The organism is Micromonospora sp. NPDC048839, assembly GCF_040649915.1.
GTDB lineage: Bacteria > Actinomycetota > Actinomycetes > Mycobacteriales > Micromonosporaceae > Micromonospora.
Genome location: NZ_JBEZGL010000015.1, coordinates 108,572 through 132,761, shown reverse-complemented (window position 1 = coordinate 132,761; position 24,190 = coordinate 108,572). Strand labels below are relative to the sequence as shown.

The 24,190-nt window shown below is 71.7% G+C and carries 27 protein-coding genes; 15 read left to right on the top strand and 12 right to left on the bottom strand.

Translation table 11 applies throughout. The features are described from left to right. Positions 1-12: 12 nt before the first annotated feature. Together AB0C25_RS25855 and AB0C25_RS25850 are read left to right on the top strand one after the other, a co-directional pair. On the top strand, positions 13-564 hold the full coding sequence (locus AB0C25_RS25855; protein WP_357376806.1) for an AAA family ATPase: 552 nt from the start codon (positions 13-15) through the stop codon (positions 562-564). Next, positions 561-1,307, top strand: coding sequence for a hypothetical protein (locus AB0C25_RS25850; protein ID WP_357376805.1), 747 nt, complete (start codon positions 561-563; stop codon positions 1,305-1,307). Before AB0C25_RS25855 ends, AB0C25_RS25850 begins: the two co-directional genes overlap by 4 nt. A gap of 88 nt (positions 1,308-1,395) precedes the next feature. Here the strand turns inward: AB0C25_RS25850 and AB0C25_RS25845 are convergent, their stop codons facing one another. The 3 genes from AB0C25_RS25845 to AB0C25_RS25835 all read right to left on the bottom strand — a co-directional run bounded on the left by AB0C25_RS25845 (position 1,396) and on the right by AB0C25_RS25835 (position 3,644). Next, positions 1,396-2,421: a hypothetical protein gene (locus tag AB0C25_RS25845; protein ID WP_357376804.1), complete on the bottom strand. Its 1,026-nt coding sequence runs from the start codon at positions 2,419-2,421 to the stop codon at positions 1,396-1,398. 99 nt (positions 2,422-2,520) lie between these two features. After that, on the bottom strand, positions 2,521-2,751 hold the full coding sequence (locus AB0C25_RS25840; RefSeq protein WP_357376803.1) for a hypothetical protein: 231 nt from the start codon (positions 2,749-2,751) through the stop codon (positions 2,521-2,523). Positions 2,752-2,861: 110 nt separating this feature from the next. Further along, the gene (locus AB0C25_RS25835) at positions 2,862-3,644 is read right to left on the bottom strand and encodes an alpha/beta hydrolase (RefSeq protein ID WP_357376802.1); all 783 of its coding nucleotides are present in this window, start codon (positions 3,642-3,644) and stop codon (positions 2,862-2,864) included. Positions 3,645-3,800: 156 nt separating this feature from the next. On the opposite strand from AB0C25_RS25835, the gene AB0C25_RS25830 reads away from it, so the two are divergent. The 4 genes from AB0C25_RS25830 to AB0C25_RS25815 all read left to right on the top strand — a co-directional run bounded on the left by AB0C25_RS25830 (position 3,801) and on the right by AB0C25_RS25815 (position 7,685). Beyond that, positions 3,801-4,280, top strand: a complete 480-nt coding sequence (locus tag AB0C25_RS25830; protein ID WP_357376801.1) for a hypothetical protein — start codon at positions 3,801-3,803, stop codon at positions 4,278-4,280. Between the two features lie 348 nt (positions 4,281-4,628). Beyond that, the gene (gene zwf / locus AB0C25_RS25825) at positions 4,629-6,005 is read left to right on the top strand and encodes a glucose-6-phosphate dehydrogenase (RefSeq protein WP_357376800.1); all 1,377 of its coding nucleotides are present in this window, start codon (positions 4,629-4,631) and stop codon (positions 6,003-6,005) included. A gap of 145 nt (positions 6,006-6,150) precedes the next feature. Further along, entirely contained in the window at positions 6,151-7,563 is a 1,413-nt protein-coding gene (locus AB0C25_RS25820; RefSeq protein WP_357376799.1) for an OFA family MFS transporter, read from the top strand. After that, the gene (locus tag AB0C25_RS25815; protein WP_354973036.1) at positions 7,560-7,685 is read left to right on the top strand and encodes a hypothetical protein; all 126 of its coding nucleotides are present in this window, start codon (positions 7,560-7,562) and stop codon (positions 7,683-7,685) included. The genes AB0C25_RS25820 and AB0C25_RS25815 overlap by 4 nt, the downstream gene beginning before the upstream one ends. Positions 7,686-7,750: 65 nt before the next feature. On the opposite strand, the gene AB0C25_RS25810 is transcribed toward AB0C25_RS25815, so the two are convergent. Beyond that, positions 7,751-8,479, bottom strand: a complete 729-nt coding sequence (locus AB0C25_RS25810) for an SDR family oxidoreductase (protein ID WP_357376798.1) — start codon at positions 8,477-8,479, stop codon at positions 7,751-7,753. A gap of 88 nt (positions 8,480-8,567) precedes the next feature. On the opposite strand from AB0C25_RS25810, the gene AB0C25_RS25805 reads away from it, so the two are divergent. The 3 genes from AB0C25_RS25805 to AB0C25_RS25795 all read left to right on the top strand — a co-directional run bounded on the left by AB0C25_RS25805 (position 8,568) and on the right by AB0C25_RS25795 (position 10,670). Continuing rightward, positions 8,568-9,395, top strand: a complete 828-nt coding sequence (locus AB0C25_RS25805) for a patatin-like phospholipase family protein (RefSeq protein ID WP_357376797.1) — start codon at positions 8,568-8,570, stop codon at positions 9,393-9,395. A gap of 45 nt (positions 9,396-9,440) precedes the next feature. Further along, positions 9,441-9,902, top strand: coding sequence for a peroxiredoxin (locus tag AB0C25_RS25800; RefSeq protein WP_357249267.1), 462 nt, complete (start codon positions 9,441-9,443; stop codon positions 9,900-9,902). Positions 9,903-9,986: 84 nt separating this feature from the next. Next, the gene (locus AB0C25_RS25795; protein WP_357376796.1) at positions 9,987-10,670 is read left to right on the top strand and encodes a hypothetical protein; all 684 of its coding nucleotides are present in this window, start codon (positions 9,987-9,989) and stop codon (positions 10,668-10,670) included. Between the two features lie 6 nt (positions 10,671-10,676). Here AB0C25_RS25795 and AB0C25_RS25790 read toward each other — a convergent pair whose 3' ends face one another. Beyond that, a complete protein-coding gene (locus AB0C25_RS25790; RefSeq protein WP_357376795.1) occupies positions 10,677-11,129 on the bottom strand; it encodes a MarR family winged helix-turn-helix transcriptional regulator in 453 nt (150 codons plus the stop codon). A gap of 96 nt (positions 11,130-11,225) precedes the next feature. Here AB0C25_RS25790 and AB0C25_RS25785 point away from each other — a divergent pair, with 96 nt between their 5' ends. Continuing rightward, the gene (locus AB0C25_RS25785) at positions 11,226-11,660 is read left to right on the top strand and encodes a hypothetical protein (protein WP_357376794.1); all 435 of its coding nucleotides are present in this window, start codon (positions 11,226-11,228) and stop codon (positions 11,658-11,660) included. 46 nt (positions 11,661-11,706) lie between these two features. Here AB0C25_RS25785 and AB0C25_RS25780 read toward each other — a convergent pair whose 3' ends face one another. The 5 genes from AB0C25_RS25780 to AB0C25_RS25760 all read right to left on the bottom strand — a co-directional run bounded on the left by AB0C25_RS25780 (position 11,707) and on the right by AB0C25_RS25760 (position 16,999). After that, the gene (locus tag AB0C25_RS25780) at positions 11,707-12,636 is read right to left on the bottom strand and encodes a CU044_5270 family protein (protein WP_357376793.1); all 930 of its coding nucleotides are present in this window, start codon (positions 12,634-12,636) and stop codon (positions 11,707-11,709) included. After that, a complete protein-coding gene (locus AB0C25_RS25775) occupies positions 12,633-13,217 on the bottom strand; it encodes an RNA polymerase sigma factor (RefSeq protein ID WP_357376792.1) in 585 nt (194 codons plus the stop codon). Before AB0C25_RS25775 ends, AB0C25_RS25780 begins: the two co-directional genes overlap by 4 nt. A 73-nt stretch (positions 13,218-13,290) precedes the next feature. Then, positions 13,291-14,484, bottom strand: coding sequence for a GNAT family N-acetyltransferase (locus AB0C25_RS25770; protein WP_357376791.1), 1,194 nt, complete (start codon positions 14,482-14,484; stop codon positions 13,291-13,293). A gap of 85 nt (positions 14,485-14,569) precedes the next feature. Continuing rightward, positions 14,570-15,568, bottom strand: coding sequence for a cytochrome d ubiquinol oxidase subunit II (gene cydB, locus AB0C25_RS25765; RefSeq protein WP_357376790.1), 999 nt, complete (start codon positions 15,566-15,568; stop codon positions 14,570-14,572). 18 nt (positions 15,569-15,586) lie between these two features. After that, positions 15,587-16,999, bottom strand: coding sequence for a cytochrome ubiquinol oxidase subunit I (locus AB0C25_RS25760; protein WP_357376844.1), 1,413 nt, complete (start codon positions 16,997-16,999; stop codon positions 15,587-15,589). A 152-nt stretch (positions 17,000-17,151) separates the two neighbouring features. Between AB0C25_RS25760 and AB0C25_RS25755 the strand changes: the two genes are divergently transcribed. The 5 genes from AB0C25_RS25755 (at position 17,152) to AB0C25_RS25735 (ending at position 21,922) form a co-directional block, all read left to right on the top strand. Further along, on the top strand, positions 17,152-17,919 hold the full coding sequence (locus AB0C25_RS25755; protein ID WP_357376843.1) for a lysophospholipid acyltransferase family protein: 768 nt from the start codon (positions 17,152-17,154) through the stop codon (positions 17,917-17,919). A gap of 154 nt (positions 17,920-18,073) precedes the next feature. Beyond that, on the top strand, positions 18,074-18,910 hold the full coding sequence (locus tag AB0C25_RS25750) for an SDR family NAD(P)-dependent oxidoreductase (protein ID WP_357376789.1): 837 nt from the start codon (positions 18,074-18,076) through the stop codon (positions 18,908-18,910). 60 nt (positions 18,911-18,970) lie between these two features. Next, positions 18,971-19,738 (top strand): glycerophosphodiester phosphodiesterase, encoded by a 768-nt coding sequence (locus tag AB0C25_RS25745; RefSeq protein WP_357376788.1) that lies wholly within the window; start codon positions 18,971-18,973, stop codon positions 19,736-19,738. Positions 19,739-19,757: 19 nt separating this feature from the next. Continuing rightward, on the top strand, positions 19,758-21,149 hold the full coding sequence (locus AB0C25_RS25740; RefSeq protein ID WP_357376787.1) for an MFS transporter: 1,392 nt from the start codon (positions 19,758-19,760) through the stop codon (positions 21,147-21,149). Positions 21,150-21,313: 164 nt separating this feature from the next. Then, complete coding sequence (locus AB0C25_RS25735) at positions 21,314-21,922, top strand: thymidine kinase (protein ID WP_238647311.1); 609 nt, start codon at positions 21,314-21,316, stop codon at positions 21,920-21,922. On the opposite strand, the gene AB0C25_RS25730 is transcribed toward AB0C25_RS25735, so the two are convergent. After that, positions 21,889-23,103 carry a low temperature requirement protein A gene (locus AB0C25_RS25730; protein ID WP_357376786.1) on the bottom strand — a complete coding sequence of 405 codons (1,215 nt, stop codon included), beginning with the start codon at positions 23,101-23,103 and terminating at the stop codon, positions 21,889-21,891. The two genes, AB0C25_RS25735 and AB0C25_RS25730, sit on opposite strands and share 34 nt — an antisense overlap. A 166-nt stretch (positions 23,104-23,269) precedes the next feature. Beyond that, a complete protein-coding gene (locus AB0C25_RS25725) occupies positions 23,270-24,118 on the bottom strand; it encodes a hypothetical protein (RefSeq protein WP_357376785.1) in 849 nt (282 codons plus the stop codon). Between the last annotated feature and the right edge of the window lie 72 nt (positions 24,119-24,190).

Genomic DNA, 24,190 nt, shown 5'->3' with positions numbered 1-24,190 from the left:
GGAGGGGGAGCGATGCCCGAACCCAGGCGGTACGTCCTGACCGGAGCACCCGGCGCCGGCAAGACGACCCTGCTGGAAGCGCTGCGCCACCGGGGACACCTCACGGTGCGGGAGGCGGCCACCGACGTCATCGCCGAGCGCCAGGCACAGGGCCACGCCGAGCCGTGGCGCGAACCCGGATTCCTCGACGCGGTCGCCGCCCTCCAGCACCGCCGTCAGGCCGACGTCGACAGGCATGGGCCGGTGCAACTGCACGACCGGTCACCACTGTGCACCCTGGCGCTGGCCCGCTACCAACGCAGGCCGGCAGGTCCCGCGCTGCGAGCCGAACTCGACCGGATCACGCGGCTGCGGACCTACCAGCGGCTGGTGTTCATGATCAGCCCGCTGGGCTTCATCCGACACACACCCGCACGCCAGATCAGCTACGCCGAGTCGCTGGCCTTCGCGCGGGTGCACAGACAGGTGTACGAAGAGTACGGACACCATCTGGTGGACGTCCCGGCCGGGCCGCTGTGGAAGCGGGTCGCGGTGATCGAGAGGCACGTATCGTGGCCGACGTGACGTCGCCAGGCGCGAACTGCCCCACCTGCGGTCAGCCCCGCCTGCCGATCATCTACACCGAGCGCGACGACCACACCGATCCGGCCTGCCCGCAGCGGCACGAGTGGCGGGCCGGCGGGGACCCAGCAGCGGTACCAGGCGCCGTCCCCGACGGTCCCGACGAACGCGGCCCGGCGACGAGCGTGGACTCCGTACGCACCAGCGACGGGCGGACCTGGCGGATCGGCACGGCCGGCGACGTCGGCTGGATCGCCGGCCACACCACACCAGGGCTCTCGGTCACCGCGGCGATCCCGCCGGTCTTCGACGCGTACGCCACGTGCCATCCGCCCGACGGCGTCAGCCTGCAGGCCCACGAGCACGCCGTGGTCCGCGAACTCGCCGCCGTCACCCCCGACCAGCCCTGGTGGCTGGGGTATCTCGACACCGGCGCCCACGACATCGTCTTCCCGTACGCGGCGAAGGTCTCCCTCTACGGAGGCTGGTCCTATGTGCTTGTCGAGGCCGGACCCGAGCAGGCCCTCACCTGGCGGACCGGTCACCTGCGCGGCGACGGAGCGCTGCCCGACCTCTTCTTTCCGGCGGATCGGTCCTGGCTCGTCTCCGCCCTCTGGGACGACACCTGGACCGACGTCGGCGGCAGCGCGCTCGTGCTCGCGGCCCTGCGCCGCGATCCGCTTGTCAACGCGCGCCTCGTCCAACCCGACGAGGACGCCTGCCCGCCGGGTCGGACGCGCGACTAGGGACGGTGAGGGGATCCCCAAGCCGCTTCACTTTACATAATGTGCATTATCGAATCAGGATTCGGGTCGCGGGTTGAGGGGCAACCGGTCAGAGCTCTTCGAGTGCGGTGTCGGCCCACCTCGCCCAGGCGTCACGCCAGCGCCAGTCGATGGCCTCGCGCTCGTTGATGGGCACGCCCTGTCGGGACATGAGGTGTTGCCGTTCGCGCCAGGCGCGTTGAGCCGGATGACTGGACACACCTTCACTCAGCCCGGTGCCGTACAGCAGGATTTCGTTGATGGCGCGGGCGCGCAGCGTCGCGTGCTCATCGAACCAGGTGGTGCCATCGGCGATGCTGGTGACGTGGGCGACGATGTCGCTCACCGCACGGTTGGCGTCGGTTTCGTCCTGATCGGTGAGTTGCCTCTGTCGACGCACGGCGGCTTGCCAGAGCGTCGACCAGTACGGGGGCAGGTGCGGCGGTGCTCCCCCGTCGGCCATCCAGGCGTTGTGGTCCCGACGGCTGCGCAGGGCGGCGTCGATGAGCGCCCGGTGTGGTTCGCCGGGCGGCAGGGCGACCGGTTCCGTGGGCGGTGTCTCCGCCGTAGGTCGGCTACCCAGTGCGTCGAGCAGTGGGGTGAGGTCGGTGACCGAGCCGAGGTGCACGGTGGCCGGGTGCCAGTCGCGGGCCGTCACGGTGATCTCGACACCGTCGCGTTCGCAGCGGGTCGCCCACCACCGATGACCGGCTCGTACCGTACGGCCGGGAACTGGCTGGTCGTCGACCAGGACAGTCGTGTCGTTCTCGGTCCATTCGACGTCGGAGAACCGGTCGCCGGCGAGTCGCATGCCGTGTTCGAGGTGCGTGCGTAACGGGCCGGCGTTGACCGGGAGGTCGGCCCAGCGGGCGGTGTCGACGGTCGCCCACGGTCCGGTGGTGGGGTCGCCGTGCACGACTCGGACGACGGTGATCGTGCCGTCGAAGGTTTCGGTGCCGGCGAAGCACTCGGTGGCCGGGCGGTCGGGGCCGGTGAGCGCGACGACCGGTGTCGCGCTGTCCAGCAGTTCCCGGCGGACGCGTTCGGTCTGTTGCACGAACCGTTCGTCCGGGCCGGGCGACGGGTCGTGTTTCATCCCGGCCTCCTCGTCGGTGCGGGCTGTGTCCTGCTGCCGTTCATCATGGTGCCAGTGCGGTGTGGCTGCGGGCGAGGTCGGGCGAAGGTGGTGGCCGGGCTAAGGCACCGAGGCCTGGGATCCATCGGGCAGGGTCACGATCCGGTGGCCGTGGGCGTTGGCGACCTCGGCGTCGAAGCCGAACAGGGCCATGCCCAGTGTCGCGGTGGAGGCGGTGGAGTCCGGTGCGGCGGCGTTCGCCGGGATGGGGGTCAGACCGGAGGCCGCCAGCGCGAGAGCCAGCAGTGCCGCCGCAGAGACGGACCTGCGGCGCGCGCTTGTAGACGTCATCCAGTTCTCCCCGTGCTGGTTGGTGCCGCTCCCCGTATTGATTGGCACCGTGGAAAACATAAATCAATGTTGATGTATTTCCACAAGGCCCGCTCCCCCAGTTCGGGGTGTCACGTTTGCGTGCGGCGCAGCCACTCCTGGGTGTGCGATCGCAGCACCGCGGGCTGCTCGTACGGCAGGTAGTGTCCGGCGGCGTCGACCACGGTGAAGGTGCCGCGGGAGTAACGGCGCATGGCGCGAAACTGGTCGGCGTAGCCGACGACGCGGTCCTGGCGGCCGGTGAGCACGGTGACCGGGCCGTCGAAGACGATCTCGGCGGTCTCGTCGGGCAGCGCGTAGTCGGGACCGGACTGCAGCTTCTGCAGGAACGTTTCGTCGCCGGGGCCGCCGGAGTCCAGTGCCGCGAGCACCGTCGCGACGACGGCTGGGGTGCGCTGGCCCAGGGCCGCGTCGAGGTGCGCGCGCAGGGCGGCGGGTGCGTCGTCGAGCCAGCCCGTGGGTGCGTCGAGCGGTGGCTCGTCGGGCAGGGTCCGCGTGTCGCGGGCGATGGTGACACCGGGGCAGACGAGGAGCAGGCCGCGGACGAGGTCGGGTCGTTGACGGGCGATGCCGGCGGCCAGGTACGCGCCGTAGGAGGCGCCGGCCAGCAGGACCGGTGCGCCGACGTGGTCGTCGAGCCACGCGCACACGCTGTCCAGCACCGCCTGGGACGTGGGTGCGCAGGTCGCGGGGGTGTCTCCGTGGCCGGGCAGGTCCAGGTAGGTCTCCCGCAGGTCGGCGCCCGCGAAGGCGGAGCCGAAGGCGGTGGCCGTGGCGGCACGGCTCATGCTGAACATGGGCAGGCACACCACTTCCGGGCCGGTGCCCGGTGATCGGTCGTACGCCAGGTTCATGGCAGAGGTCCTCGCTTGAAGCGGTGGGCAGGAGACGCGGCCCAGCCTACAAACGGGTGTGCGTGAGCGTGGTGTGGTCTCTACAGTGGTGCGCTCTGGGCCGGCGCGTGTGCACGTGACCGGCGGAATCGTGTGTCACCACGGGGGAACGCCTTGATGAGTACGTCTGTCCGTGTCGTGCTGGGCCTGGTCGCGACCGCTGGTCTCGTGGTGGGTTGCCAGCCTGCCACGAAGGAGAGCGCGGCGAGCGCCAGTCCTTCGGCGAGCGCGGTGCCTTCGGTGAGTGTGGCGCCGAGCCCGACGGTCGACGTCGCGGCGAACAGCAAGCAGGTCTGCGCCACGACCCTCGCGATGGTCAAGAAGCACTACGTGGCGATGGCCGACGATGCGATCGCCGCCATCGACAAGCCGGTCAGTGCCAAGGAGGCGGGCGCGAAGGTCCGTGGTCACTACACGGCGCTGCTGGCGGATCTGCGGAAGGCGGCGCCGACTGCTGTCGACCCGCAGGTGCGCGCCGGGTTGGAGACTCTGGCCACGGGGGTCGAGAAGCACCTCGCCGGGCCGAAGGCCACCGAGGTCGAGGCCCCGGATCTCGATCCGTTGCTGACGGCGTTGGACACCGCCTGCGGTCGCTGACCGTCGTGGGGCGCCGGGCCGTGTCGGCCGGCGCCCACGAACAGCGCGAGACGGGGGTACGGCTCGACGTCGCGGCACCTGCGGTGCAGGTGCCGGGCTCCCCCGCTCCGGTGAGGTCGGGGTGTTCGAGCGGTAGCCCTGGGTGTGGTGGAGTTTCGATCAGGTCCGGGTGGCCGTTACCCGCGTCACACCTGGGCGGTAAACGGTCGTCTGGGCTGTAACCCTTCTTCAAGGTAAGCGCCGTCGCTGTCGCCGACCTCACGTGCGCCGTTCGCGGGGGAATTCCGGGAGCGGGTCGCGCGGTTCTCCGTTCGGAAGATCAGGATCACATGATCGAATGGAAGTGCCATGCACATGCGCTCAGATGCGGTAGTGCTGTTCGGTGTCACTGGCGACCTCGTTTCGAAGAAGCTGTTTCCGGCGCTGTACGAGTTGACCCGGCGCGATCGCCTCGACGTCCCGGTGATCGGGGTGGCCCGCTCCCCCTGGGATGATGAGCAGCTCGTCACGATGGCCCGCAAGGCGGTGGCCGAGGCCAACGACGAGGTCGACGACGAGACGTTCGACCGGCTGGCGCACCGCCTTTCGATGATCTCCGGCGACTACGCGGACCCGGCCACGTACCAGCGGCTGGCCGAGCGGCTGCGGGGCGCCGAGCGGCCGGTCTTCTATCTTGCGATTCCGCCGGCGGTGTTCGGTGCCGTCGTGGAGGGTCTGGCGGCGGCTGGTCTGGCCGATCGGGGTCGGGTGATCGTGGAGAAGCCGTTCGGGCGCGACCTGGAGTCCTCCCGTGAGCTGGACCGGACGCTGCGGGGGGCCTTCGACCAGGAGCGGGTGTTCCGCATCGACCACTACCTCGGCAAGGAGGCCGTCGAGGGGTTGTACGCCTTCCGGTTCGCCAACCGGCTCTTCGAGCCGCTGTGGAACAACCAGCACATCGACAACATCCAGGTCACTCTGGCTGAGGGTTTCGGCACGCAGGGCCGCGCCGGCTTCTATGACACGGTGGGCGCCACCCGGGACGTGTTGCAGAACCACATCCTGCAGGTCGTGGCGCTCATCGCGATGGAGGCGCCCGCCGCCGACGACACCGACGCGTTCAATGCCGCGGAGGTCGCGGTGCTGCGGCAGATCGAGCCACTGTCGCCGCGCTCCACCGTCCGGGGGCAGTACGCCGGCTACCGCGACGAGCCGGGCGTCGCGTCGGACTCGAACACCGAGACGTTCGTCGCCACCCGGTTGACTGTCGATTCCCCCCGCTGGGCGGGCGTGCCCTTCTACCTGCGGACCGGCAAGTCCCTGCCGGGCACGGCGACCGAGGTCGTGGTCGAGTTCAAGCAGCCGCAGCGCTCTTTGATCCCCGCCGAGGGTGGGGCCGAGGCGCCCGCGAACCTGCTGCGGTTCCGGTTGGGTCGTGGTGACGGCATCACGATGTCGATCCAGGCGAAGAGCCCGGGTGCGGAGGTGGCGAGTCGTCCGGTGGATCTGTCTGTCGACTTCGGTGCGGCGCTGGGTCGTCGTCAGGAGGCGTACGAGCGGTTGCTCGACGACGCGATGGACGGGCAGCACCTGCGTTTCGCGCGGGCGGAGACGATCGAGCAGGAGTGGCGCATCGTGGCGCCGATCCTGGACCTGGCGGCGGTGCAGTCGTACGACAGGGGCACCTGGGGTCCGGCGGACGCCGACGCGTTGGGCGGTGGGTGGCACACGCCGGTTCTGGGGTAGGCGCGGTGCGGTTCCGGTCAGTGGCGCTGATTGACCGCTCAGCTCAGCGTGGTGACCGTCCGGCGATGGTGAGGTTTGCCCCCTGCGTGTGGTGTGGGCACGTTGTGCGGGACGTCTCTCGTCCTCGTCGGAGAGGAAGCAGCGCATGCTTTCCGCACTCGATCGTCGGCACACCGTCGCGCCGCCCGGCTACAGCAGGTGGCTCATCCCCCCGGCGGCGTTGGCCATTCATCTCTGTATCGGTCAGGTCTATGCCACAAGCGTCTACAAGAACTCGCTGATCGCCCACTTCGACACCAGCCAGACCGCGATCGGGGTGATCTTCAGCATCGCGATCGTGATGTTGGGGTTGTCCGCCGCGGTCGCCGGGACCTGGGTGGAGGCGAACGGGCCGCGTAAGGCGATGTTCGTCTCGGCCTGTTTCTGGGCGGCCGGCTTCCTGGTGGGTTCGCTGGGTATCGCCACGAAGCAGTTGTGGTTGCTGTATCTGGGTTACGGGTTGCTCGGTGGTATCGGTCTGGGTATCGGTTACATCTCCCCCGTCTCCACGTTGATCAAGTGGTTTCCGGATCGGCCGGGTCTGGCCACCGGGTTGGCGATCATGGGGTTCGGTGGTGGGGCGATGGTCGCCTCTCCCCTGTCCCGGCAACTGCTGTCGTTCTACGACCCCGGCTACGACCCGGCGAACGCGGGCTCGACGGCGTCGGGCAGCGCGCTGGTGTGGTTGTTCGTGACGCTCGGCCTGGCCTACTTCGTGATCATGATGTTCGGGGTGGCGAACGTGCGGGTGCCCGCGGAGGGGTGGCGCCCGGCCGGCTTCGATCCTGCGAGCGTGGCGGCGAAACCGCTTGTCACCAGGGCGAACGTGTCGGCGGCGAACGCGGTGAAGACCCGCTCGTTCTGGCTGCTGTGGGTGGTGTTGTTCTGCAACGTGACCGCGGGCATCGGCATCCTGGAACAGGCCAGTCCGATGATCCAGGACTTCTTCCGGGACAACGGCACGTCGGCGGTGTCGGTGGCGGCGGCCGGCGGGTTCGTGGGGCTGCTGTCGCTGTTCAACATGGCGGGTCGGTTCGTGTGGTCGTCGACCTCGGACGTCATCGGCCGCAAGCCGATCTACCTGGTGTACCTGGGTGTCGGCATGGTGCTGTACGCGCTGCTGGCGCTCGTCGGGCAGACCGCGACGGCGTTGTTCGTGCTGTTGGCGTGCGTGATCCTGTCGTTCTACGGCGGCGGGTTCGCCACGGTGCCGGCGTACCTGCGGGACCTGTTCGGGACGTTCCAGGTCGGGGCGATCCATGGCCGGTTGCTGACCGCGTGGTCGGCGGCGGGGATCGCGGGTCCGCTGATCGTCAACGGGTTCCTCGACGCGCAGGGCGAGCCGGGTTCGTTGACGGCGGCGGCGTACCGCCCGGCGCTGTTCACGATGGTTGGTGTGCTGGCTGTGGGCTTCGTGGCGAACCTGCTGGTGCGGCCGGTGCCGCAGCGCTACCACGAACCGGCACCGGAGCGTGGCGTGGATGAGGAGACGAAGGTGGAGAGGAGTGCCACGCGATGAGTGACGACAGCCGTTCCGGGCAGCAGGCCCGGTTGTGGATCTCCTGGTTGGTGGTGGCGGCGCTGCTCGGCTACGGGGTGGTGCAGACCGTCATCACGGCGGCGAAGCTGTTCACGCACTGAACCTGGTCCGGCGGTCTCTGACCACGAACGTGGTCCGGCGGTCTCTGCCCGCTGCGCACGGGAGGTCAGAGACCGCCGGAGACCCGCAGGACCGTGCCGGTGGTGTACGAGGCGTCCGGGCCGAGCAGCCAGGCGATGGCGGCGGCGATCTCGTCGGGTTCGCCGGCGCGGCCCAGCGGGATGCGGCCGGCGGCGGTGTCGGCGCGGTCGGGTACGCCGGAGTCGGCGTGGATGTCGGTGCGCACGATGCCGGGTGCGACGGCGTTGACCCGGATGCCGTTCGGGGCGAGTTCCTTGGCCAGGCCGACGGTGAGGGTGTCGGTGGCGGCTTTCACGGCGGCGTAGTGCACGTACTCCCCCGGGCTGCCGAGGGTCGCGGCGGCGGAGGAGACGTTGACGATCGCCCCGCCGTGGGTGAGGCGGCGGGCGGCCTGCTGGGCGCAGAGGACGTAGCCGACGAGGTTGACGTCGACGACCCGGCGCAGGTCGTCGACGCGCAGCTCGGTGAAGGGCCCGATCGGGCTGGTGACGCCGGCGTTGTTGACCAGGCCGGTGAGGGGGCCGAGGTGGGCGGCCGCGTCGAACAGGTGGTGTACCTGCTCGGGGTCGGTGGTGTCGGCGCGTACCGCGATGGCCTGTGCGCCGGCGGCGCGCAGGTCGGCCAGGACGGTGGTGGCGGCGGCCTCGTCGCGGCGGTAGCACAGCGCGATGTGGTGACCGGTGTGGGCGAGGCGGCGGGCGGTGGCCGCGCCGATGCCCCGGCCGCCGCCGGTGATGACGGTGACGGGTGCCACGGTGCCTCCCGGCGGGTGTGACGGCTGCGTGCTGGTCGTGCCGACGCTACCGTGACCGGCGCGGGTGGGTCGTCGAGAGGAGCGTCACATGCGGCGGGCGTTGGTGCTCGGCGGGGTGACCGGGGTGGCCTGGGAGTTGGGGCTGCTGGCGGGGTTGGTCGAGCAGGGTGTGCCGGTCACCGAGGCGGATCTGGTGGTGGGTACGTCGGCGGGTTCGGTGGTCGGCGCGCAGGTGTGCTCCGGGTTGCCGGTGCAGCGGTTCCACGCCGAGCAGTTGGCGCCGCCGTCGAGTGAGCTGGCGGCGCGGCTGGGCGTCGCGGTGCTGGCGCGGCTGATCTGGGCCGGTGGGCGTAGCCGGGACGCGGTGCGCTCGCGGGCGCGGATCGGGGCGATGGCGGTGGCGGCGCGTACCCCGTCGGAGGCGTCGCAGCGGGCGGTGATCGAGGCCCGTCTGCCGCGGCGGGAGTGGCCGGCGCGGCGGCTGCTGGTCGCGGCGGTGGACGCGTCGTCCGGGGAGTTCGTGGTGTTCGACCGCGACAGCGGGGTGTCCCTGGTGGACGCGGTGGGGGCGAGTTGCGCGGTGCCGGGGGTGTGGCCGCCGGTGACGATCGGCGCGCGTCGGTTCGTCGACGGTGGGATGCGCTCGTCGGTGAACGCGGACCTGGCGGCGGATGCGCGGGCGGTGCTGGTGCTCGCGCCGACGTCGGCGTCGTTCGGGCCGATGCCGCGGCTGTCGGCGCAGGTGGCTGGGTTGCGGGCGGGCGGGTCGCGGGTGGTGGTGGTGACGCCGGGCGCGGCGGCGCGTGCGGCGATCGGCCGCAACGTGCTGGACCCGGCGCGTCGGGCGGGTGCGGCGCGGGCTGGGCGGGCCCAGGCCGAGGTGGTGGGTGCCGAGGTGGCGGCGCTCTGGGTGTGATCGCTTACGCTCTGCGCGCGGTCGATCAGACGATGGAGGTGCGCGGTGGCGGGTGTGGGTGTCGGCGACGAGGTGCGGGATTTCGAGCTGCCGGATGAGACGGGCACGCCGCGGCGGTTGTCGGAGTTCCTGGCGGCGGGGCCGGTGGTGCTGTTCTTCTACCCGGCGGCGATGACCCGGGGGTGCACGGCGGAGAGCTGTCACTTCCGCGACCTCGCGGCGGAGTTCACGGCGCTGGGCGCGACGCGGGTGGGCATCAGCCGTGACCCGGTGGCGAAGCAGGCCGAGTTCTCGAAGCTGCACGGCTTCGACTATCCGTTGTTGTCGGACGTCGACGGTGCGGTGGCGCAGCAGTTCGGGGTCAAGCGGCGGGTGCCGTTGGGGCCGTTGAGCATGAAGCGGATGACGTTCGTGATCGGCGTCGACCGGCGGGTCGTCGAGGTGATCCACAGCGAGGTCAGCATGAACGAGCACGCGGACCGGGCGCTGCGGGCGCTGGGCGGGTGAGCGGGGTGTGAGCCCCGTGCGGCGGGTGTCGCAGCCGGCTGGTATCAAGACAGCAATCAAACAGGTGTACGGAAGAGGGTTGTGATGGATGCCGGCCAGGGTTTGTCCACTAGCGAGGTGCAGAGCATCCGGGAGGCGTTGGCGGCCGGGCGTAAACCGCGGGTGGTGTTCACCGCGGCGGCGGGTCAGATCGCCGGTCAGGTCGGTCAGGTGATCGAGTTGACCGATCCCGAGGCGTCCGACGAGTTCGTGGTGGTGCGCTTCGGTCGGGACGAGTTGCCGTTCTCCCCCGCTGACCTGGCGGTGGCGCCCAAGGGTGTGACGCGTCGGGTGGTGGAGCCGAAGCCGGAGCCCGAGCCGGAGGTGCCGGCGGTGGCGGCGCCGGAGTTCGTGTTGGACACGCCGCGGGTGCCCGCGCAGCGACAGGAGGAGCCGAAGGTGGAGCAGGCGGAGAAGCCGCCGGCGCGGCGGGCGGTCAAGGCCGTCAAGCCGAAGGGTCCCGCGGGTCTCACCGTGACGTTGGCGTACGCCGATGGTGAGTGGACGGTCGCCGCGCAGCAGGGCAGCAAGGCCTTGGCGAAGCCGTACGTGGTGAAGCCGGCGGAGGCGTTGAAGATGGTGGCTCTGGTCGACGTGCCGGGGGTGCAGGAGGCGGTGGAGCAGATCCTGGGCACGGAGCGGGCCGAGGCGGAGCAGCAGGCGGACAAGCTGCGCGCGGAGTTGGCCGAGATCGAGGCCCGGTTGGCGGAGTTGCGCGAGGCCCGCTGAGCGTGTTCAGCGGCGGGTGTGGTGGTCCAGCAGCCGGGTGAGCAGGTGGGTCAGCTGTTCGCGTTCGGTGGCGGACAGCGGGGCGAGCAGGTCGCGTTGGACGCGGTCGAGGGTGTCGCCCAGCCGGTGGGCTTCGTCGGCGCCGGTGGTGGTGAGGCTGATGACGTTGCGGCGGCGGTCGGCCGGGTCGGGGGCGCGGACGACGAGTCCCCGACCGGCCAGGTCGTTGACGGCGGCGACGACGTCGCTGCGGTCTATGCCGCAGCGGCGGCCGAGGTCGGCCTGGCTGGCGGGGCCGTCCTCGGCGAGCGCGGCGAGCAGCCGGTAGTGGTAGCCGCGCAGGTCGTGCGCGGCGAAGCCTTCGGTGAGCAGGCGGGTGGCGTGGCTGGCGGTCTGGTTGAGCAGCCAGGTCGGGGTGGTGCGTAGCCCGGCGGGTGACTGCGGGGCGGTGGCGTCCATGGGCGGCAGCCTAACAGGAATCGTTGGCGCGACCCACGATCGGTGTTACGTTGGTCTCGCCAACGTTGGTGCAGCCAATGTTTCCCAGGAGGCGTCATGTCCACCACTCCCACCCTCAACGGCCAGGCCATCGGCCAGGCCCACTACGCGACCCGGGCACTGCTCGAACGGGCGCTCGCGCCCCTCGGCGTCAGCTTCGGCCAGGTGCTCGCGCTCAACGTCCTCGCCGCCGGCCCCGCCGAGCCGGCTCAGCTCGTGCGTCGGATCACCAGCACCCTCAAGGTCGACGAACCGGCCGTGCACCAGGTGATCGCCAGCCTCACCGACGCCGACCTCGCGTACCTCGACGAGGCGTCCCTGCGGCTCACCGACACCGGTCGCGCCACGCAGGCCCGCATCGCCGACGCCGTAGCGGGCATCACCGCCCGGCTGTACGCGGACATCCCCACCGACGAGGCCCGCATCGCGGCGCGGGTGCTCACCCTCGTCACCCAACGCGCGAACGCCGAGCTGGCGGCGATCCCGGCCTGACCGCGCGGCCGGTACCCAGCCCGTGGGTGCCGGCCGCCGGAACCACCTACCGTTGCGGGCGCTGCCCGAGCTGCGCCACCACGGCCCGGTGCAGTACGGCGGTCGTGCCCAGCACCGTCCCGGGCGGCCCGTCGGCGGTGTCCGCCACGAGATAGCTGCGCTCACCGAGGTAGTCGAACGTCCGCTCATCGAAGATCCACTCGTCGCGGCGGCTGCGCTCGGTGTGCGCGACGGCTATCCCCCGCCGCCCGGCCGCGTCGGTGACCCCGCGCACCACCTCGACCCCGGGGATCTTCGCCGCGGCCCGGTAGAGCGCGGCGCTCGTGCGCGGCGGCACCAACGACTCGCGCAGGATGTCACCGATCGCGGTGAACGCCGCACCGTCGCGGCTGGTGCCCCGACCCCGGTCCTCGCGTTCGGCGTACAGCTTCGCCAGCAGGGCGTCCGGGTCGTCGGGCAGGTCGACGAGCGCGGCGTTCGGGGTCACGTCCGTGAGCGTCTCGCTCTCCGGAATCACGCCGACGATCGGCGCGTCGAAGAACGGCTGCCGCAGCAGGCCGTCACCCCGTTCGTCGCGGGGGATCCAGATCTCCCGCTCGTGCACCGGTCGCAGCCGCGCCGGGCCGTCACCGAGTTCGGCGAAGGCGCCCCGGCTCTTGATGTAGACGTAGCCGCCCTCGCCGGGCGGTGGTCCCGGCTTGTCGGCCGCGGCCACGGCCATCCGGTTGAGCAGCAGCGTCGCGCCGACGCGTTCGCCCTGCATGACCGGGACGACAAGGGGCGCGCTGCGCGACGCCCACGGCTGGGCGACCACCCCGACCGCGACCGCGACGGCCAGCGCCGCCACCGGCACGAGCACCCGGACCCGTCGGGGCCGCCGTGCCGGCCGCCGGACCTCGGTCAGCAGATGATGCCGCAGTGCCTGTCGGCGCAGCGCCGGCAGGGCCGGCACGGGCGGGGCGGAGGTCTCTCTCATCGGTGCTCTCCCTGCTCGACGGGGATCATCCGGGTACCGGTCAACTCCTGCTGCGCCAGCGCTCGCAGCCGGGCGCGGGCCCGCGACAGCCGGGAGCGCACGGTCCCGACGGGTACGCCCAGCGCCTCGGCCGCCGCCGCGTAGTCCAGGTGCGACCACACGCAGAGCAGGAACACCTCCCGGTCGGCGCGGCGCAGCGCCCGCAGTCCCGCCAGGGCGGCGGCCACCTGGTCGGCGTCGTGCATCCGGTCGACGACCTCGTCGGCGAAGTCCGGCACGACGTCGCGTACCGGCAGCCGCCGCAACGCCTCCCGGTGCCGGCGCGCCGCCCGTCGGCGATTGCGCAGCACGTTCGTCGCGATGCCGAGCAGCCACGGGCGCAGGGTGTCGCCGTCCGGGCGCAGGGATTCGCGGATCCGCCACGCCTCGAGGAAGGTCAGCGACACCACGTCCTCGGCGTGCGCCGGGTCGCCTCCGCTCCACAGCGCATGTCGATGGATCGCGTCGGCGTGCTCGTCGAAGAGCTCACCCAACGCCTCGGAGTCTCCGGCCCGGATCCGGGCCCGCATCTCGGCTGTCACACCTGTATCTGTCCGCTGCGACCGTCGAGTTCCCACTCCCGGTGCGCGAATCCACCGGCACCGGGAACGCCGGTCAGAAGTAGTCGAGCAACTGCGCCGGGCCGCCGGCGCCCAGCAGGTCGAGAGCGGCCGGGTCCACACCGGCGCCGTGGTGCAGCAGCCCGGCCTGCGCGACCGACCGGGCGTGCGCGGCTCCGGCGTAGAGCAGCGCGAAACCGCGCACGTCCAACCGCAGGTCGGCCGCGGAGTCGATCCGGGTCAGCTCGGCGGCGCCGTCGGCGACGGTCAGCCGCCACGTGCCGGTGTTCCACTCGGCGAGCGCGTCGGTGAGGGTGACGTCGACGACACCTCGGGCGTGGGCGGGCCACCCGCGCGCGGCCACCGCCCGGACCACGTCCACCGGCCGGTGCATCCACAGGTCCCGCTCGTGGTCGCGGGCCGCCTCCAGCGGCAGGACGGTGCTGACCGTGTCGCCGTCGAGGGGGCACAGCCGTACCGTCGGCGCGACGCTGGCCCAGCTGGCGAGCACTCCGACGAGTTCCCGGGCGGCCTCGGCGGTGACGGCCAGGGCCTCGTCGACGGTGAGCACCGAGTCGGCGCCGTAACCTCGGCCCCGCTGCCAGGTGGCGTACCCGACCAGGTCGCCGTCGGCCTCGACGAGGGTGAGACCGTCGCCGGGCAGGCCCCGGTCGGCGGCGAAGAAGTCGAACAGCTCACCCCGGCGGGTCAGCATGCCGTTGCGGTGCCGGGCGACCCGCTCGTAGAGGTCGGCGACAGCGGACAAATCGGCCGGTGTACCGGCCCGCACGGTCACATCCGGGCTGGGCCGGTGCCGGGGCAGCGCGGCGGTGGCCAGATCGACGGTACGCAGCACACCGGCGGCCTCCCACCCGCAGGCCCGGTACGGGGCGGCGACGGTCGGGTAGAGCGCGCTGACCGCCGCCCCCCGCTCGCGGGCGCCGCGCAGCAGAGCGGTGAGCATGGCGCGCGCCACGCCCCGGCCCCGGGCCTCGGGGGCGACGGCCACCCCGGCGACGTCGGCGGCCGGCACCGCCCGGCCCGACCACCACTGGTCGTGGTGCCGGTCGACGGCCTTGCCGACGAGCCGACCGGCAGCGTCGAACGCGCCGTAGCGGGTCATGCCGGGCACCTTGACGCTCGTCGACGCCGCGCGCTCCGAGTTCGAGCCGAACGCGACCCGACCCAACTCCCAGGCGGCGTCGAGGTCGGCGAGGTCGAGTTCACGAACATGCAGGGGGGCGGGCATCGGCACACCCTAGCGGGGCGGATACGCGCCGGCCGCCGATTTTCGCACGGGTGCGAGACCGCCTCCGTTCTCCGGCCGGACACGCTCAGTGCTGCGGGATGTTGGCCACGCCGATGCGCTTGCGGAACACCCAGTACGTCCAGGCCTGGTAGGCCAGCACAACCGGAGTGAAGATCACCGCCACCCAGGTCATGATCTTCAGGGTGTACGGGGTGGCGGCGGCGTTGGTGGCCGTCAGCGTGCCGGCCGCGTCCAGGGTGGAGGGCAGCACGTTCGGGAACAGCGCCGCGAACAGGGTCGCCACGGCCAGGCCGATCGCCACGGCGGTGCCGGTGAACGCCCAGCCCTCCCGGCGTACCCGGGCGGCGGCCAGGCCACCGAGCAGGGCGAGGGCCGCACCGACGGCGAGCACGACGGCCGCCGCGCTGGAGCGGATGCTCAACGTCCAGGTCAGGAACGCCACCGCGAGCACGGCGGCGCCGACGCCCAGGCGCACCGCGAGCGCGCCCGCGCGCTCGCGGATGTCGCCGGTGGTCTTGAGGGCGAGGAACACCGCGCCGTGGGTTGCGAACAGCGCGAGGGTGGTCGCGCCACCGAGCAGGGCGTACGGGTTGAGCAGGTCCACGAGGCCACCGACGTACTCGTGGTCGGCGTCCAGCGGCACCCCGCGCAGGATGTTGGCGAAGACGACGCCCCACAGGATCGCCGGCAGCAGCGACCCGACCACGATCGCCGCGTCCCACCGGCGTTTCCAGGACGCCTCGGGGCGCTTGTGCCGGTACTCGAAGGCCACGCCCCGGGCGATCAGGGCCAGCAGGATCAGCAGCAGCGGCAGGTAGAAGCCGGAGAACAGGGTGGCGTACCACTCGGGGAACGCCGCGAACATGGCGCCGGCGGCGGTGATCAGCCAGACCTCGTTGCCGTCCCAGACCGGGCCGATGGTGTTGATCAGGACGCGGCGTTCGCGGTCGTCGCGGCCGAGGACGGGCAGTAGCATGCCGACGCCGAAGTCGAAGCCCTCCAGGATGAAGTACCCGGTGAACAGCACGGCGACGAGGAGAAACCAGATGGTGGTCAGTTCCACGATGAGCTCCGTCCGGGATCAGTAGGCGAAGGCGAGCGGGCGCTCGGCGTCGTCGGCGTCGTCGGCGGGCGGCTGTTCGCTGACGTCCGGCACGCCGGCCTTGGCGTAGCGCAGCAGCAGCTTCACCTCGATCACGGCGAGGGTGGCGTAGATGAGGGTGAAGGCGGTGAACGAGGTGAGCACCTCGGCCAGCGACACGCTGCGGGACACCCCGTTGCGGGTGAGCATCTCGCCGAAGACGATCCACGGCTGGCGGCCCATCTCGGTGAAGATCCAGCCGAAGGAGTTCGCCAGCAACGGCAGCACCGGCATGGCCAGCCCGGCGCGCAGCAGCCACCTGCTGCTCGGGGTGCGGCCCTTGCGCTGGCTCCACAGCACCAGCAGGGCGATCGCGCCGGCGGCCAACCCGAAGGTGATCATGAAGCGGAAGCTCCAGTAGGTGACCGGGATGATCGGGGTGTAGCTGCCGGCGCCGTACTGGGTGGCGTACTGGGCCTGCAGGTCGTCGATGCCGCGTACGGTGCCGTGCGGGTCGCCGGTGCCCAGGAACGACAGCAGGTACGGGATCTTGAGGGCGAACACCTCGCGGCTGCCGTCGAGGCTGCCGATGGTGAGCACGGAGAACGAGGCGGGGCTCTCGGTGGTGTAGAGGCCCTCGGCGGCGGCCATCTTCATCGGCTGCACGTCCGTCATGATCTTGCCTTGGATGTCGCCGGTGAACAGCACGGCGGCGGAGGCGACCAGGACCACCCAGGAGCCGAACCTGGTGGCGAAGCGGTAGGCGTCGGTGTCGGCGGAGCCGCGGTTGCGGATGACGTGCCACAGGCCGACCGCGACGATCAGCGACCCGGCGACCAGGAACGAGCCGGCCAGGGTGTGCGGGAAGGTGATCAGGGCGACCTTGTTGGTCAGCACGGCCGGGAAGTCGGTCAGCTCGGCGCGCCCGCTGTCCGGGTTGATCCGGAAGCCGACCGGGTTCTGCATGAACGAGTTCGCCGCGAGGATGAAGTACGCGGACAGGTTCGTGCCGATCGCGGCGGCCCAGATGCTGGCCAGGTGCGCCCGCTTGGGCAGCCGGTCCCAGCCGAAGATCCACAGGCCGATGAACGTCGATTCGAGGAAGAACGCGACGAGCGCCTCGATGGCCAGGGGTGCGCCGAAGATGTCGCCGACGAAGCGGGAGTAGTCGCTCCAGTTCATGCCGAACTGGAATTCCTGCACGATCCCGGTGACCACGCCCATGGCGAAGTTGATCAGAAAGAGCTTGCCGTAGAACTTGGTGAGTTTCAGGTAGCGCTCGTTGCCGGTGCGGTGCCACATCGTCTGCAGGATGGCGACCAGCACGGACAGGCCGATGGTCAGCGGCACGAAGAGGAAGTGGTAGACGGTGGTGACACCGAACTGCCAGCGGGCAACGTCCAACGCGTCCACCTGAAACCCCCAGCTACTCATACTACGAGACGTAGTAAATACTACTGCTCGTCGTAGAAGCTCGGCTGACCCGCACCCACCCCGTGCCCATGACCCTGATCACCCCGACCCGACCTCGCGATCACCCCGCCGCGTGCGACGATGGCGCGCTGATGAACACCTCCACCTGGCAGCCGCCGCTGATCTGGCGCGCCGCCCTCCTGCTGGCCCGGGGCCTGGTCGGCCTGCTCGCCCGCCTCGACGTCACCGGCGACGTCCCGACGCACCTGCGGCGCGGCCCGCTGGTGCTGACCGCCAACCACATCAGCCCGTTCGACCCCCTCGTCATGGCCGCCGCCTGCCAGACCCGCGGCATCGCCCCCCGGATCATGGCGACCGCCGGGCTGTTCCGCGTGCCGGTGCTCGGCGCCGCCATGCGCCACGCCGGGCACATCCGGGTCGACCGGGGTACCAGCGCCGTCCACCGGGCACTCGACGACGCCGCCAGCGCCGTCGCCAGCGGGTCGGTGATCCTCATCTACCCCGAGGGTCGCATCGGCCTGGACCCCGGCATGTGGCCCGAACGCGGCAAGACCGGCGCCGCTCGACTCGCCCTGGCCTGCGGTGCCCCGGTCATACCGATCGCCCAGTGGGGCGCCCACGAGGTGCTGCCCTACCAGGCGCCCCGCGGGATGCTGCGCGGCATCGCCCACGCGCTGTGGCGCCGCCCGGTGATCCGGGTGCACTTCGGCGCGCCCGTCGACCTGGGCGAGACGAACACCGCCACCCCCGGCGCCGCCCGCCGCGCCACCGACCGGATCATCGACGCGCTCACCGACACCCTCGCCCCGCTGCGCCCCGACGAACCGGACCTGCCTCGCCACATCGATCCCAGCCGCCCCGCCGACACCAGCCGCGCCCACCGTCGCCGTTCGGCCTGACGGAGACTCCGAGATCAACTCGGCGTCCTGGAAACCGGGGCCTCCATCGCCGCGGACACCGCGCTTTTCAGGAAGCCGAGTCGATCACCGTCCGTGCCCTTAACCTCGTGCCGGGGGCCCAGGAACGACTCCGCCCGCAACGAAAGGCCGACGCATGAGCGAGCAGACCGTGTTGATCACCGGAACGTCCACCGGCATCGGGCTGGAGATCGCGCTGGGCTGCGCGCGAGCCGGCTGGCGCACCGTCGCCACCATGCGCGACGTCGCCCGCGCCGACCGGCTGCGCGAGGCCGCCGACGCCGCCGGGGTCGCCGACCTGATCGACGTACGCCGACTCGACGTCACCGACCCGGACGCGGTCACCGGCTGCGTCGAGGACGTGATCGGCGCGTACGGGCGGCTCGACGCGGTGGTCAACAACGCCGGCGCCGGGCACGTGGGCACCCTGGAACAGGACAGCGTCGACGACGTCCGGGCCGTCATGGAGGTCAACTTCTTCGGTGTCCTGCACGTCAGCCGCGCCGCCCTGCCCCACCTGCGGGCCAGCCGGGGCCGGCTGGTCACCGTCTCCAGCGTCGGCGGGATCGTCGGGCAGCCGTTCAACGAGGCGTACTGCGCGGCGAAGTTCGCCGTCGAGGGGTACCTGGAATCCCTCGCCCCACTGGCCGCCACCACCGGCGTGCGGGTGACCCTCGTCGAGCCGGGCGCGGTGGCCAGCGAGTTCGTCGCCAACATCGACGCCGACGCCGCCATCGCCGCCGCCGGGGTGTACGAACCGGCGCTGCGCGCGTACCTGGCCCGCACCGGGCAGGCGTTCGCCGCCGCGCAGTCCGCCGCCGACGCCGCGGCGGTGGTCATCGCCGCGCTGACCGACCCGACGCCGCCGGTGCGGGTGCAGACCTCCGACGGCGCCCAGCAGTTCGTCGGAGTCAAACTCGCCGACCTCGACGGATCCGCGGTGGCCCGGATGACCGGCGGCTGGCTGGCCTGAGCGGGCGACAGACGCCGGCCGGCCATCCGCCGGCCACCAACCGGGGGCATACTGCGTCGCGTGTTGACCCGATGCGGCTATCTGGACGCGCCCGCGCCGCTGGCGTTCGCCCACCGTGGCGGTGCCGCCGAGGGAGACGAGAACACCGCCGAGGCGTTCGCCCGCGCCGTCGGGCTCGGCTACCGGTACGTGGAGACCGACGTGCACGCCACCGCGGACGGCGTGGCGGTGATCTTCCACGACCCGACGTTGCGACGGGTCACCGGTGAGGCAGGGCGCATCGCCGAGCTGAGCTGGGCCGACCTGGCCTCGGTACGCGTCGGCGGCGCGGCCGTCGTACCCCGGCTCGACGAGGTGCTGGGCGCGTGGCCGCAGGTCCGCTTCAACATCGACGTGAAGGCCGACGGCGGCGTCGAGCCGACGGTCGCGACGGTGACCCGGGCCGGCGCCGCCGACCGGGTGCTGCTCGCGTCGTTCAGCGACGCCCGCCTGACCCGGCTGCGCGCGCTCACCGACGGACGGGTCGCCACCAGCCTCGGCATGCGCGGGGTCGCCCGGCTGCGGGTCGCCTCCCTGCACGGACGCCCGCTGCGGTTGCCTCCGTCGGTGGTCGCCGCGCAGGTGCCGCCGCGCTACGGGCGGGTGCCGGTGGTGGACCGCCGGTTCCTCGACTACTGCCACCGGATCGGCCTGCAGGTGCACGTCTGGACGATCGACCAACCCGACCAGATGCACGACTTACTGGATCTCGGTGTGGATGGCATCATGACCGATCACGTCGGCGTGCTGCGCGACGTCTACCGCAGCCGCGGCCACTGGGCCGCCTGAACCGTCGAAGGACCCCCGGATGGCCGAGACCGTGACCCCCACGGTGGACGACACCCCGCCCCCGGCGAGCACCCGCCGCGAGCGCAGGGGCTGGTACATCTACGACTGGGCCAACTCCGCGTTCCAGACCACGGTGATCACCGTGTTCCTCGGTCCGTTCCTGACCACCGTCGCCGAGTTGGCCGCCGGCTGCGAGCTGGGCGCGGACACCTGCGACGGGTACGTACACCCGCTGGGCATCCGGGTCGCGCCCGGGTCCTTCTACCCGTACCTGATCTCGCTGTCGGTGCTGCTCACCGTGTTCGTGCTGCCGGTCATCGGGGCGATCGCCGACCGGTCGGCGCACAAGAAGCGGCTGCTCGGCGGGGCCGCGTTCACCGGCGCCGGCGCGACCATCGCGATGGCCTTCGTCACCGGTGACCGCTACCTGCTCGGCGGGGCGCTCTTCCTGGTCGCCAACATCTCCTTCGGCGCGGCGATCGTGGTCTACAACTCGTTCCTGCCGCAGCTCGGCGGCCCCGACGAACGCGACGGCATTTCCAGTCGCGGCTGGGCGCTGGGCTACCTCGGCGGCGGTCTGCTGCTGGCGCTCAATCTCGTCGCGATCACCCTGCTCGACGAGGGCGACAACCCGCAGCGCACCCTGGACCTGGCCCGCTGGTCGATCGTGTCCGCCGGCGTGTGGTGGGCGGTGTTCACCCTGGTCCCGCTGCGCTGGCTGCGTGAGCGCCCCAGCGCGGCGGCTGTGACCGGCGGCGGCAACGTGCTCATCGACGGGTTCCGGCAGCTCGGCCGCACCATGCGCGAGATCAAGGCGTACCCGTTGACGTTGTTCTTCCTGCTCGCCTTCCTGGTCTACAACGACGGCATCCAGACCGCCATCACCCTGGCCAGCCAGTACGGCACCGAGGAGTTGCGCCTGGAGCAGAGCACCCTGATCATCACGATCCTGCTGGTGCAGTTCCTGGCGTTCGGCGGCGCGCTGAGCCTGGGCGCGCTGGCCAGGCGCATCGGCGCGTGGAAGACCGTGCTGCTCAGCCTGGTGCTCTGGACCGGTGTGATCATCGCCGCGTTCCGGCTGCCCGCCGAGGCGCCGGTGCCGTTCATGATCCTCGGCGCGGGCATCGGCCTGGTCCTCGGCGGCAGCCAGGCGTTGAGTCGGTCGCTGTTCAGCCAGCTCATCCCGGTCGGCAAGGAAGGCGAGTACTACGGCTTCTACGAGATCAGCGACAAGGGCACCAGCTGGCTCGGCCCACTCGCCTTCGGTCTGGTGTTCCAACTCACCGCCTCCTACCGGTTGGGCCTGGTCTCAATGCTGATCTTCTTCGTGGTCGGCTTCCTGCTCCTGGCCGCCGTGCCGATCCGCCGTGCCATCGTCGCCGCCGGTAACACCCCGCCCCGGGTGCTCTGAGCACGCGTCCCGCGCGCGACAGATCAGCCTCGGCCGATCGGCTAGGCTGCCCGACCGTGACAGACGACGCCGCCACCGCTCCGACCTGCCTGGCTCACCCGTTCCCCGGCCAACCGCACGCACCGGCCGGGTGCGCGGCCGCGCGCGGGCTCGACGGGCGTCCGGTGCACGCCGCGGCGTTGAAGTTCTTCTGGGGGCCGATGGACTGCGGCAAGTCGACGATGGCGTTGCAGATGAACTACAACCACGCCCGGCAGGGCCGGCGGGGGCTGGTCACCACCCGCATCGACAGGTCGCTGGGCCCGCAGGTCACCACGCGCATCGGCCTGGCCCACGAGGCCATCGAGGTCACCGACGACCTGGACCTGCGGGCCCTGGTCCGCGGCCGGTGGGCCGACGGGGTACGCGTCGACTACCTGATCTGCGACGAGGCGTGCTTCTACACCGTCGAGCACGTCGAGCAGATGGCCGAGCTGGTCGACAGCTACGACGTGGACGTGTTCGCGTTCGGCCTGGCCACCGACTTCCGGTCCTGCCTGTTCCCCGCCGCGCAACGCCTGTTCGAGTTGGCCGACGAGGTGGCCCGCATCCAGGTCGAGGTGCTCTGCTGGTGCGGCCGCGAGGGGCTGCTCAACGCCCGCGTCGTCGACGGGCGGGTGGTCCGCGAGGGCGCGCAGGTCGTCATCGGCGACACCGTCGACACCGCCGAGGTGCGCTACCAGGTGCTCTGCCGCCGGCACTACCGCAGCGGCGACCTCGGCCCCCGCGACTGACCCACCCGCCGGGCCGACACCTGGTCGGCCACGATCACCCCGACCGTGACCAGTAGCGCCGCGCCGGCGGCCACCGCGACCGGGGACCGCAGCGCGACAGCCGCCGGCGACAGGGCGAGCAGCAGCACCGCCGCCGCGGCCCGGGCCACCGCCCCGCTGTCGCGCAGCACCAGCTGGTACGCGGCGTGCCCGGCCAGGAACAGCGCCGGACCGCCGAGCATGACCAGCGCGCCGGCCCAGCCGACCGGTTCACCGGGGGCGCGCAGCAGTCGCTCGTCGCCGACCGACGCGACGACGATGCCGGCCACCATCACCGGGTGCAGGTAGTTGAACAGCAGCCGGGAGAGCCGGCCGGCCCGCTGACCCGCACCGGCCAACGCCGCCAGGACGGCCTGCGCCCGGTCGAAGTACACCCACCACAGGGCCGCCGAGCCCGCGAAGGCGAGCAGGAACGCGGCGATCGTCCCCCGGTCCAGGTGCCGTGTCAGCGTCCCCCCGGTGATCAGGATCGACTCCCCCAGCGCGATGAGGATGAACGCCTGACAGCGTTCGGCGAGGTGCCCGCCCTCCACCTCCCAGTGCTCCGGGTCGCTGCGCCCCCACCCGGGCACCGGGAACCCGCTGGCCAGCCCGATCGCGTCGACGGCGATCACCGCGATCCAGATCACCTCGCGGGCCGGGGTGTCCACGAGGCCGCCGACGACCGCCAGTGCGGCGGTGCCGGAGACCCAGACCACGCACTGGCGGAAGCTGTCACCGAGCCACGGCTGACCGCGGATCGCCCACAGGGCGAAGACCGTCCGCCCCACCTGCACCGCCGCGTACACCCCGGCGAAGAGTAGGCCGTTGTCGCCGAACGCGCCGGGCAGCGCCGCCGCGAGCAGCAGGCTGCCCAGCGTCACCAGCAGCAGGACGGCTCGCACCGGTGCCCGGTCCGGGCGCAGCCAGTTGCCCGCCCACACGGTGTAGATCCAGACCAACCAGACCAGGCCCAGTAGGACCGCGGTCCGGCCAGCGCCCGACCAGTCGAGATCCCTGCTCAGGTAGTGCGACAACTGGGTGATGGTGAAGACGTAGACCAGGTCGAAGAACAACTCGGTGGAGGTGGTCCGCTCCACGCCACGACGCGGGCGCAGCAACTGCGGGTGCAGCGGATGGCCGTCCGACCCGGAGCGGGTCACCGCGCGCCCGCCCGCCTGGTCGGGCCGGCGGCCTGCGCATTCCCGGCATCCACGACTACCGACGGTAGTGAATGCGATCGCAGCGACGGGCGACAAGCCGGAAATCGATTCCACGCGCTGACCGGCCGCCCCCGTGTTGGGGACGGCCGGCCGTGACGCGGGTGGTTCAGCCCACGCAGACCTGCTGCGCCCGGACGTTCCACGCCGCGGCGAACGCGACGATCTCCCGTCCGGTCGCCTCAGCGGTGTCCAGTGCCGGCTTGGGCAACAACGTCGCCACCGAACCGGCCCCGGTGAGCCCGGTCAACACCGCGCCGACCCCCGCGGTCTGCGACCCCGCCGCGCAGACCGGTGTGGTCACCGACTTCGGCGCGTTCGCGTTGAACGCGCTCGTCGCCTCCGTCAACGCCATCGCCGGCAGCGGAGTGCCGCAGAACGCCTGGGTCTGCAACGTGAAGTTGCCCGGCGCGCCGAACACGTACGCGGTGCTCGACACCGAGCCGAGCGCCGAGGTGTACGCCAGTTCGTCGATCGCCACCGCGGCGTTGGCGTTGTCGATCCGGTACCCGCCGCCGAAGGTCTTCTTGCCCGCCGGGCAGACGGCGGTGACGCCCACCTTGTCGAGGGCGTTGTTGACCGACGTGGTGGTGACCAGTTGCAGGCCGGCCACCGCCCCGGCCGGGGCGCAGACCGCGAACGCGTCCACCGACCAGGGCACGTTCGTGGCGTTGGCCTCCACCCCGAGCACGGTCACCGTGTGCAGGGTGGCGTCGGCGTAGACCCGGGTCATCAGGACGTCGCCCTGCCCGTCGTTGATCCGCCCGCCGGCACCGACGACCTGGTCCGCGCCGTTGCAGGAGATGGGCATGGTCTTGGCGTTCGTCGCGTCCAGGACGCTGGTGGCGGCGACCCGGTACAGGCCGACCGACGCCTGCGCCGGGGTTGTCGGTGCGAGCAGCGTCGTGGCCGCCGCCATGCCGGTCAGCACTGCCAGACCGGCCATTTTCCGCTTCATCGGATGTTCCCTCCGCACTGCCTCGTCGACTGTCGACGACGGCGTTGCGACCAGACTCCGCACCCTCGTCAG

What these genes read in the sequence shown, in the direction of transcription:
- AB0C25_RS25815 (WP_354973036.1), top strand. Translation starts at nt 7,560, where the DNA reads ATGAGTGACGACAGCCGTTCCGGGCAGCAGGCCCGGTTGTGGATCTCC.
- AB0C25_RS25755 (WP_357376843.1), top strand. Translation starts at nt 17,152, where the DNA reads ATGAACACCTCCACCTGGCAGCCGCCGCTGATCTGGCGCGCCGCCCTC.
- AB0C25_RS25750 (WP_357376789.1), top strand. Translation starts at nt 18,074, where the DNA reads ATGAGCGAGCAGACCGTGTTGATCACCGGAACGTCCACCGGCATCGGG.
- AB0C25_RS25790 (WP_357376795.1), bottom strand. Translation starts at nt 11,129, where the DNA reads ATGGACGCCACCGCCCCGCAGTCACCCGCCGGGCTACGCACCACCCCG.
- AB0C25_RS25785 (WP_357376794.1), top strand. Translation starts at nt 11,226, where the DNA reads ATGTCCACCACTCCCACCCTCAACGGCCAGGCCATCGGCCAGGCCCAC.
- AB0C25_RS25740 (WP_357376787.1), top strand. Translation starts at nt 19,758, where the DNA reads ATGGCCGAGACCGTGACCCCCACGGTGGACGACACCCCGCCCCCGGCG.
- AB0C25_RS25770 (WP_357376791.1), bottom strand. Translation starts at nt 14,484, where the DNA reads ATGCCCGCCCCCCTGCATGTTCGTGAACTCGACCTCGCCGACCTCGAC.
- AB0C25_RS25840 (WP_357376803.1), bottom strand. Translation starts at nt 2,751, where the DNA reads ATGACGTCTACAAGCGCGCGCCGCAGGTCCGTCTCTGCGGCGGCACTG.
- AB0C25_RS25795 (WP_357376796.1), top strand. Translation starts at nt 9,987, where the DNA reads ATGGATGCCGGCCAGGGTTTGTCCACTAGCGAGGTGCAGAGCATCCGG.
- AB0C25_RS25725 (WP_357376785.1), bottom strand. Translation starts at nt 24,118, where the DNA reads ATGAAGCGGAAAATGGCCGGTCTGGCAGTGCTGACCGGCATGGCGGCG.
- AB0C25_RS25830 (WP_357376801.1), top strand. Translation starts at nt 3,801, where the DNA reads ATGAGTACGTCTGTCCGTGTCGTGCTGGGCCTGGTCGCGACCGCTGGT.
- AB0C25_RS25845 (WP_357376804.1), bottom strand. Translation starts at nt 2,421, where the DNA reads ATGAAACACGACCCGTCGCCCGGCCCGGACGAACGGTTCGTGCAACAG.
- AB0C25_RS25780 (WP_357376793.1), bottom strand. Translation starts at nt 12,636, where the DNA reads ATGAGAGAGACCTCCGCCCCGCCCGTGCCGGCCCTGCCGGCGCTGCGC.
- AB0C25_RS25855 (WP_357376806.1), top strand. Translation starts at nt 13, where the DNA reads ATGCCCGAACCCAGGCGGTACGTCCTGACCGGAGCACCCGGCGCCGGC.
- AB0C25_RS25805 (WP_357376797.1), top strand. Translation starts at nt 8,568, where the DNA reads ATGCGGCGGGCGTTGGTGCTCGGCGGGGTGACCGGGGTGGCCTGGGAG.
- AB0C25_RS25820 (WP_357376799.1), top strand. Translation starts at nt 6,151, where the DNA reads ATGCTTTCCGCACTCGATCGTCGGCACACCGTCGCGCCGCCCGGCTAC.
- AB0C25_RS25835 (WP_357376802.1), bottom strand. Translation starts at nt 3,644, where the DNA reads ATGAACCTGGCGTACGACCGATCACCGGGCACCGGCCCGGAAGTGGTG.
- zwf (WP_357376800.1), top strand. Translation starts at nt 4,629, where the DNA reads ATGCACATGCGCTCAGATGCGGTAGTGCTGTTCGGTGTCACTGGCGAC.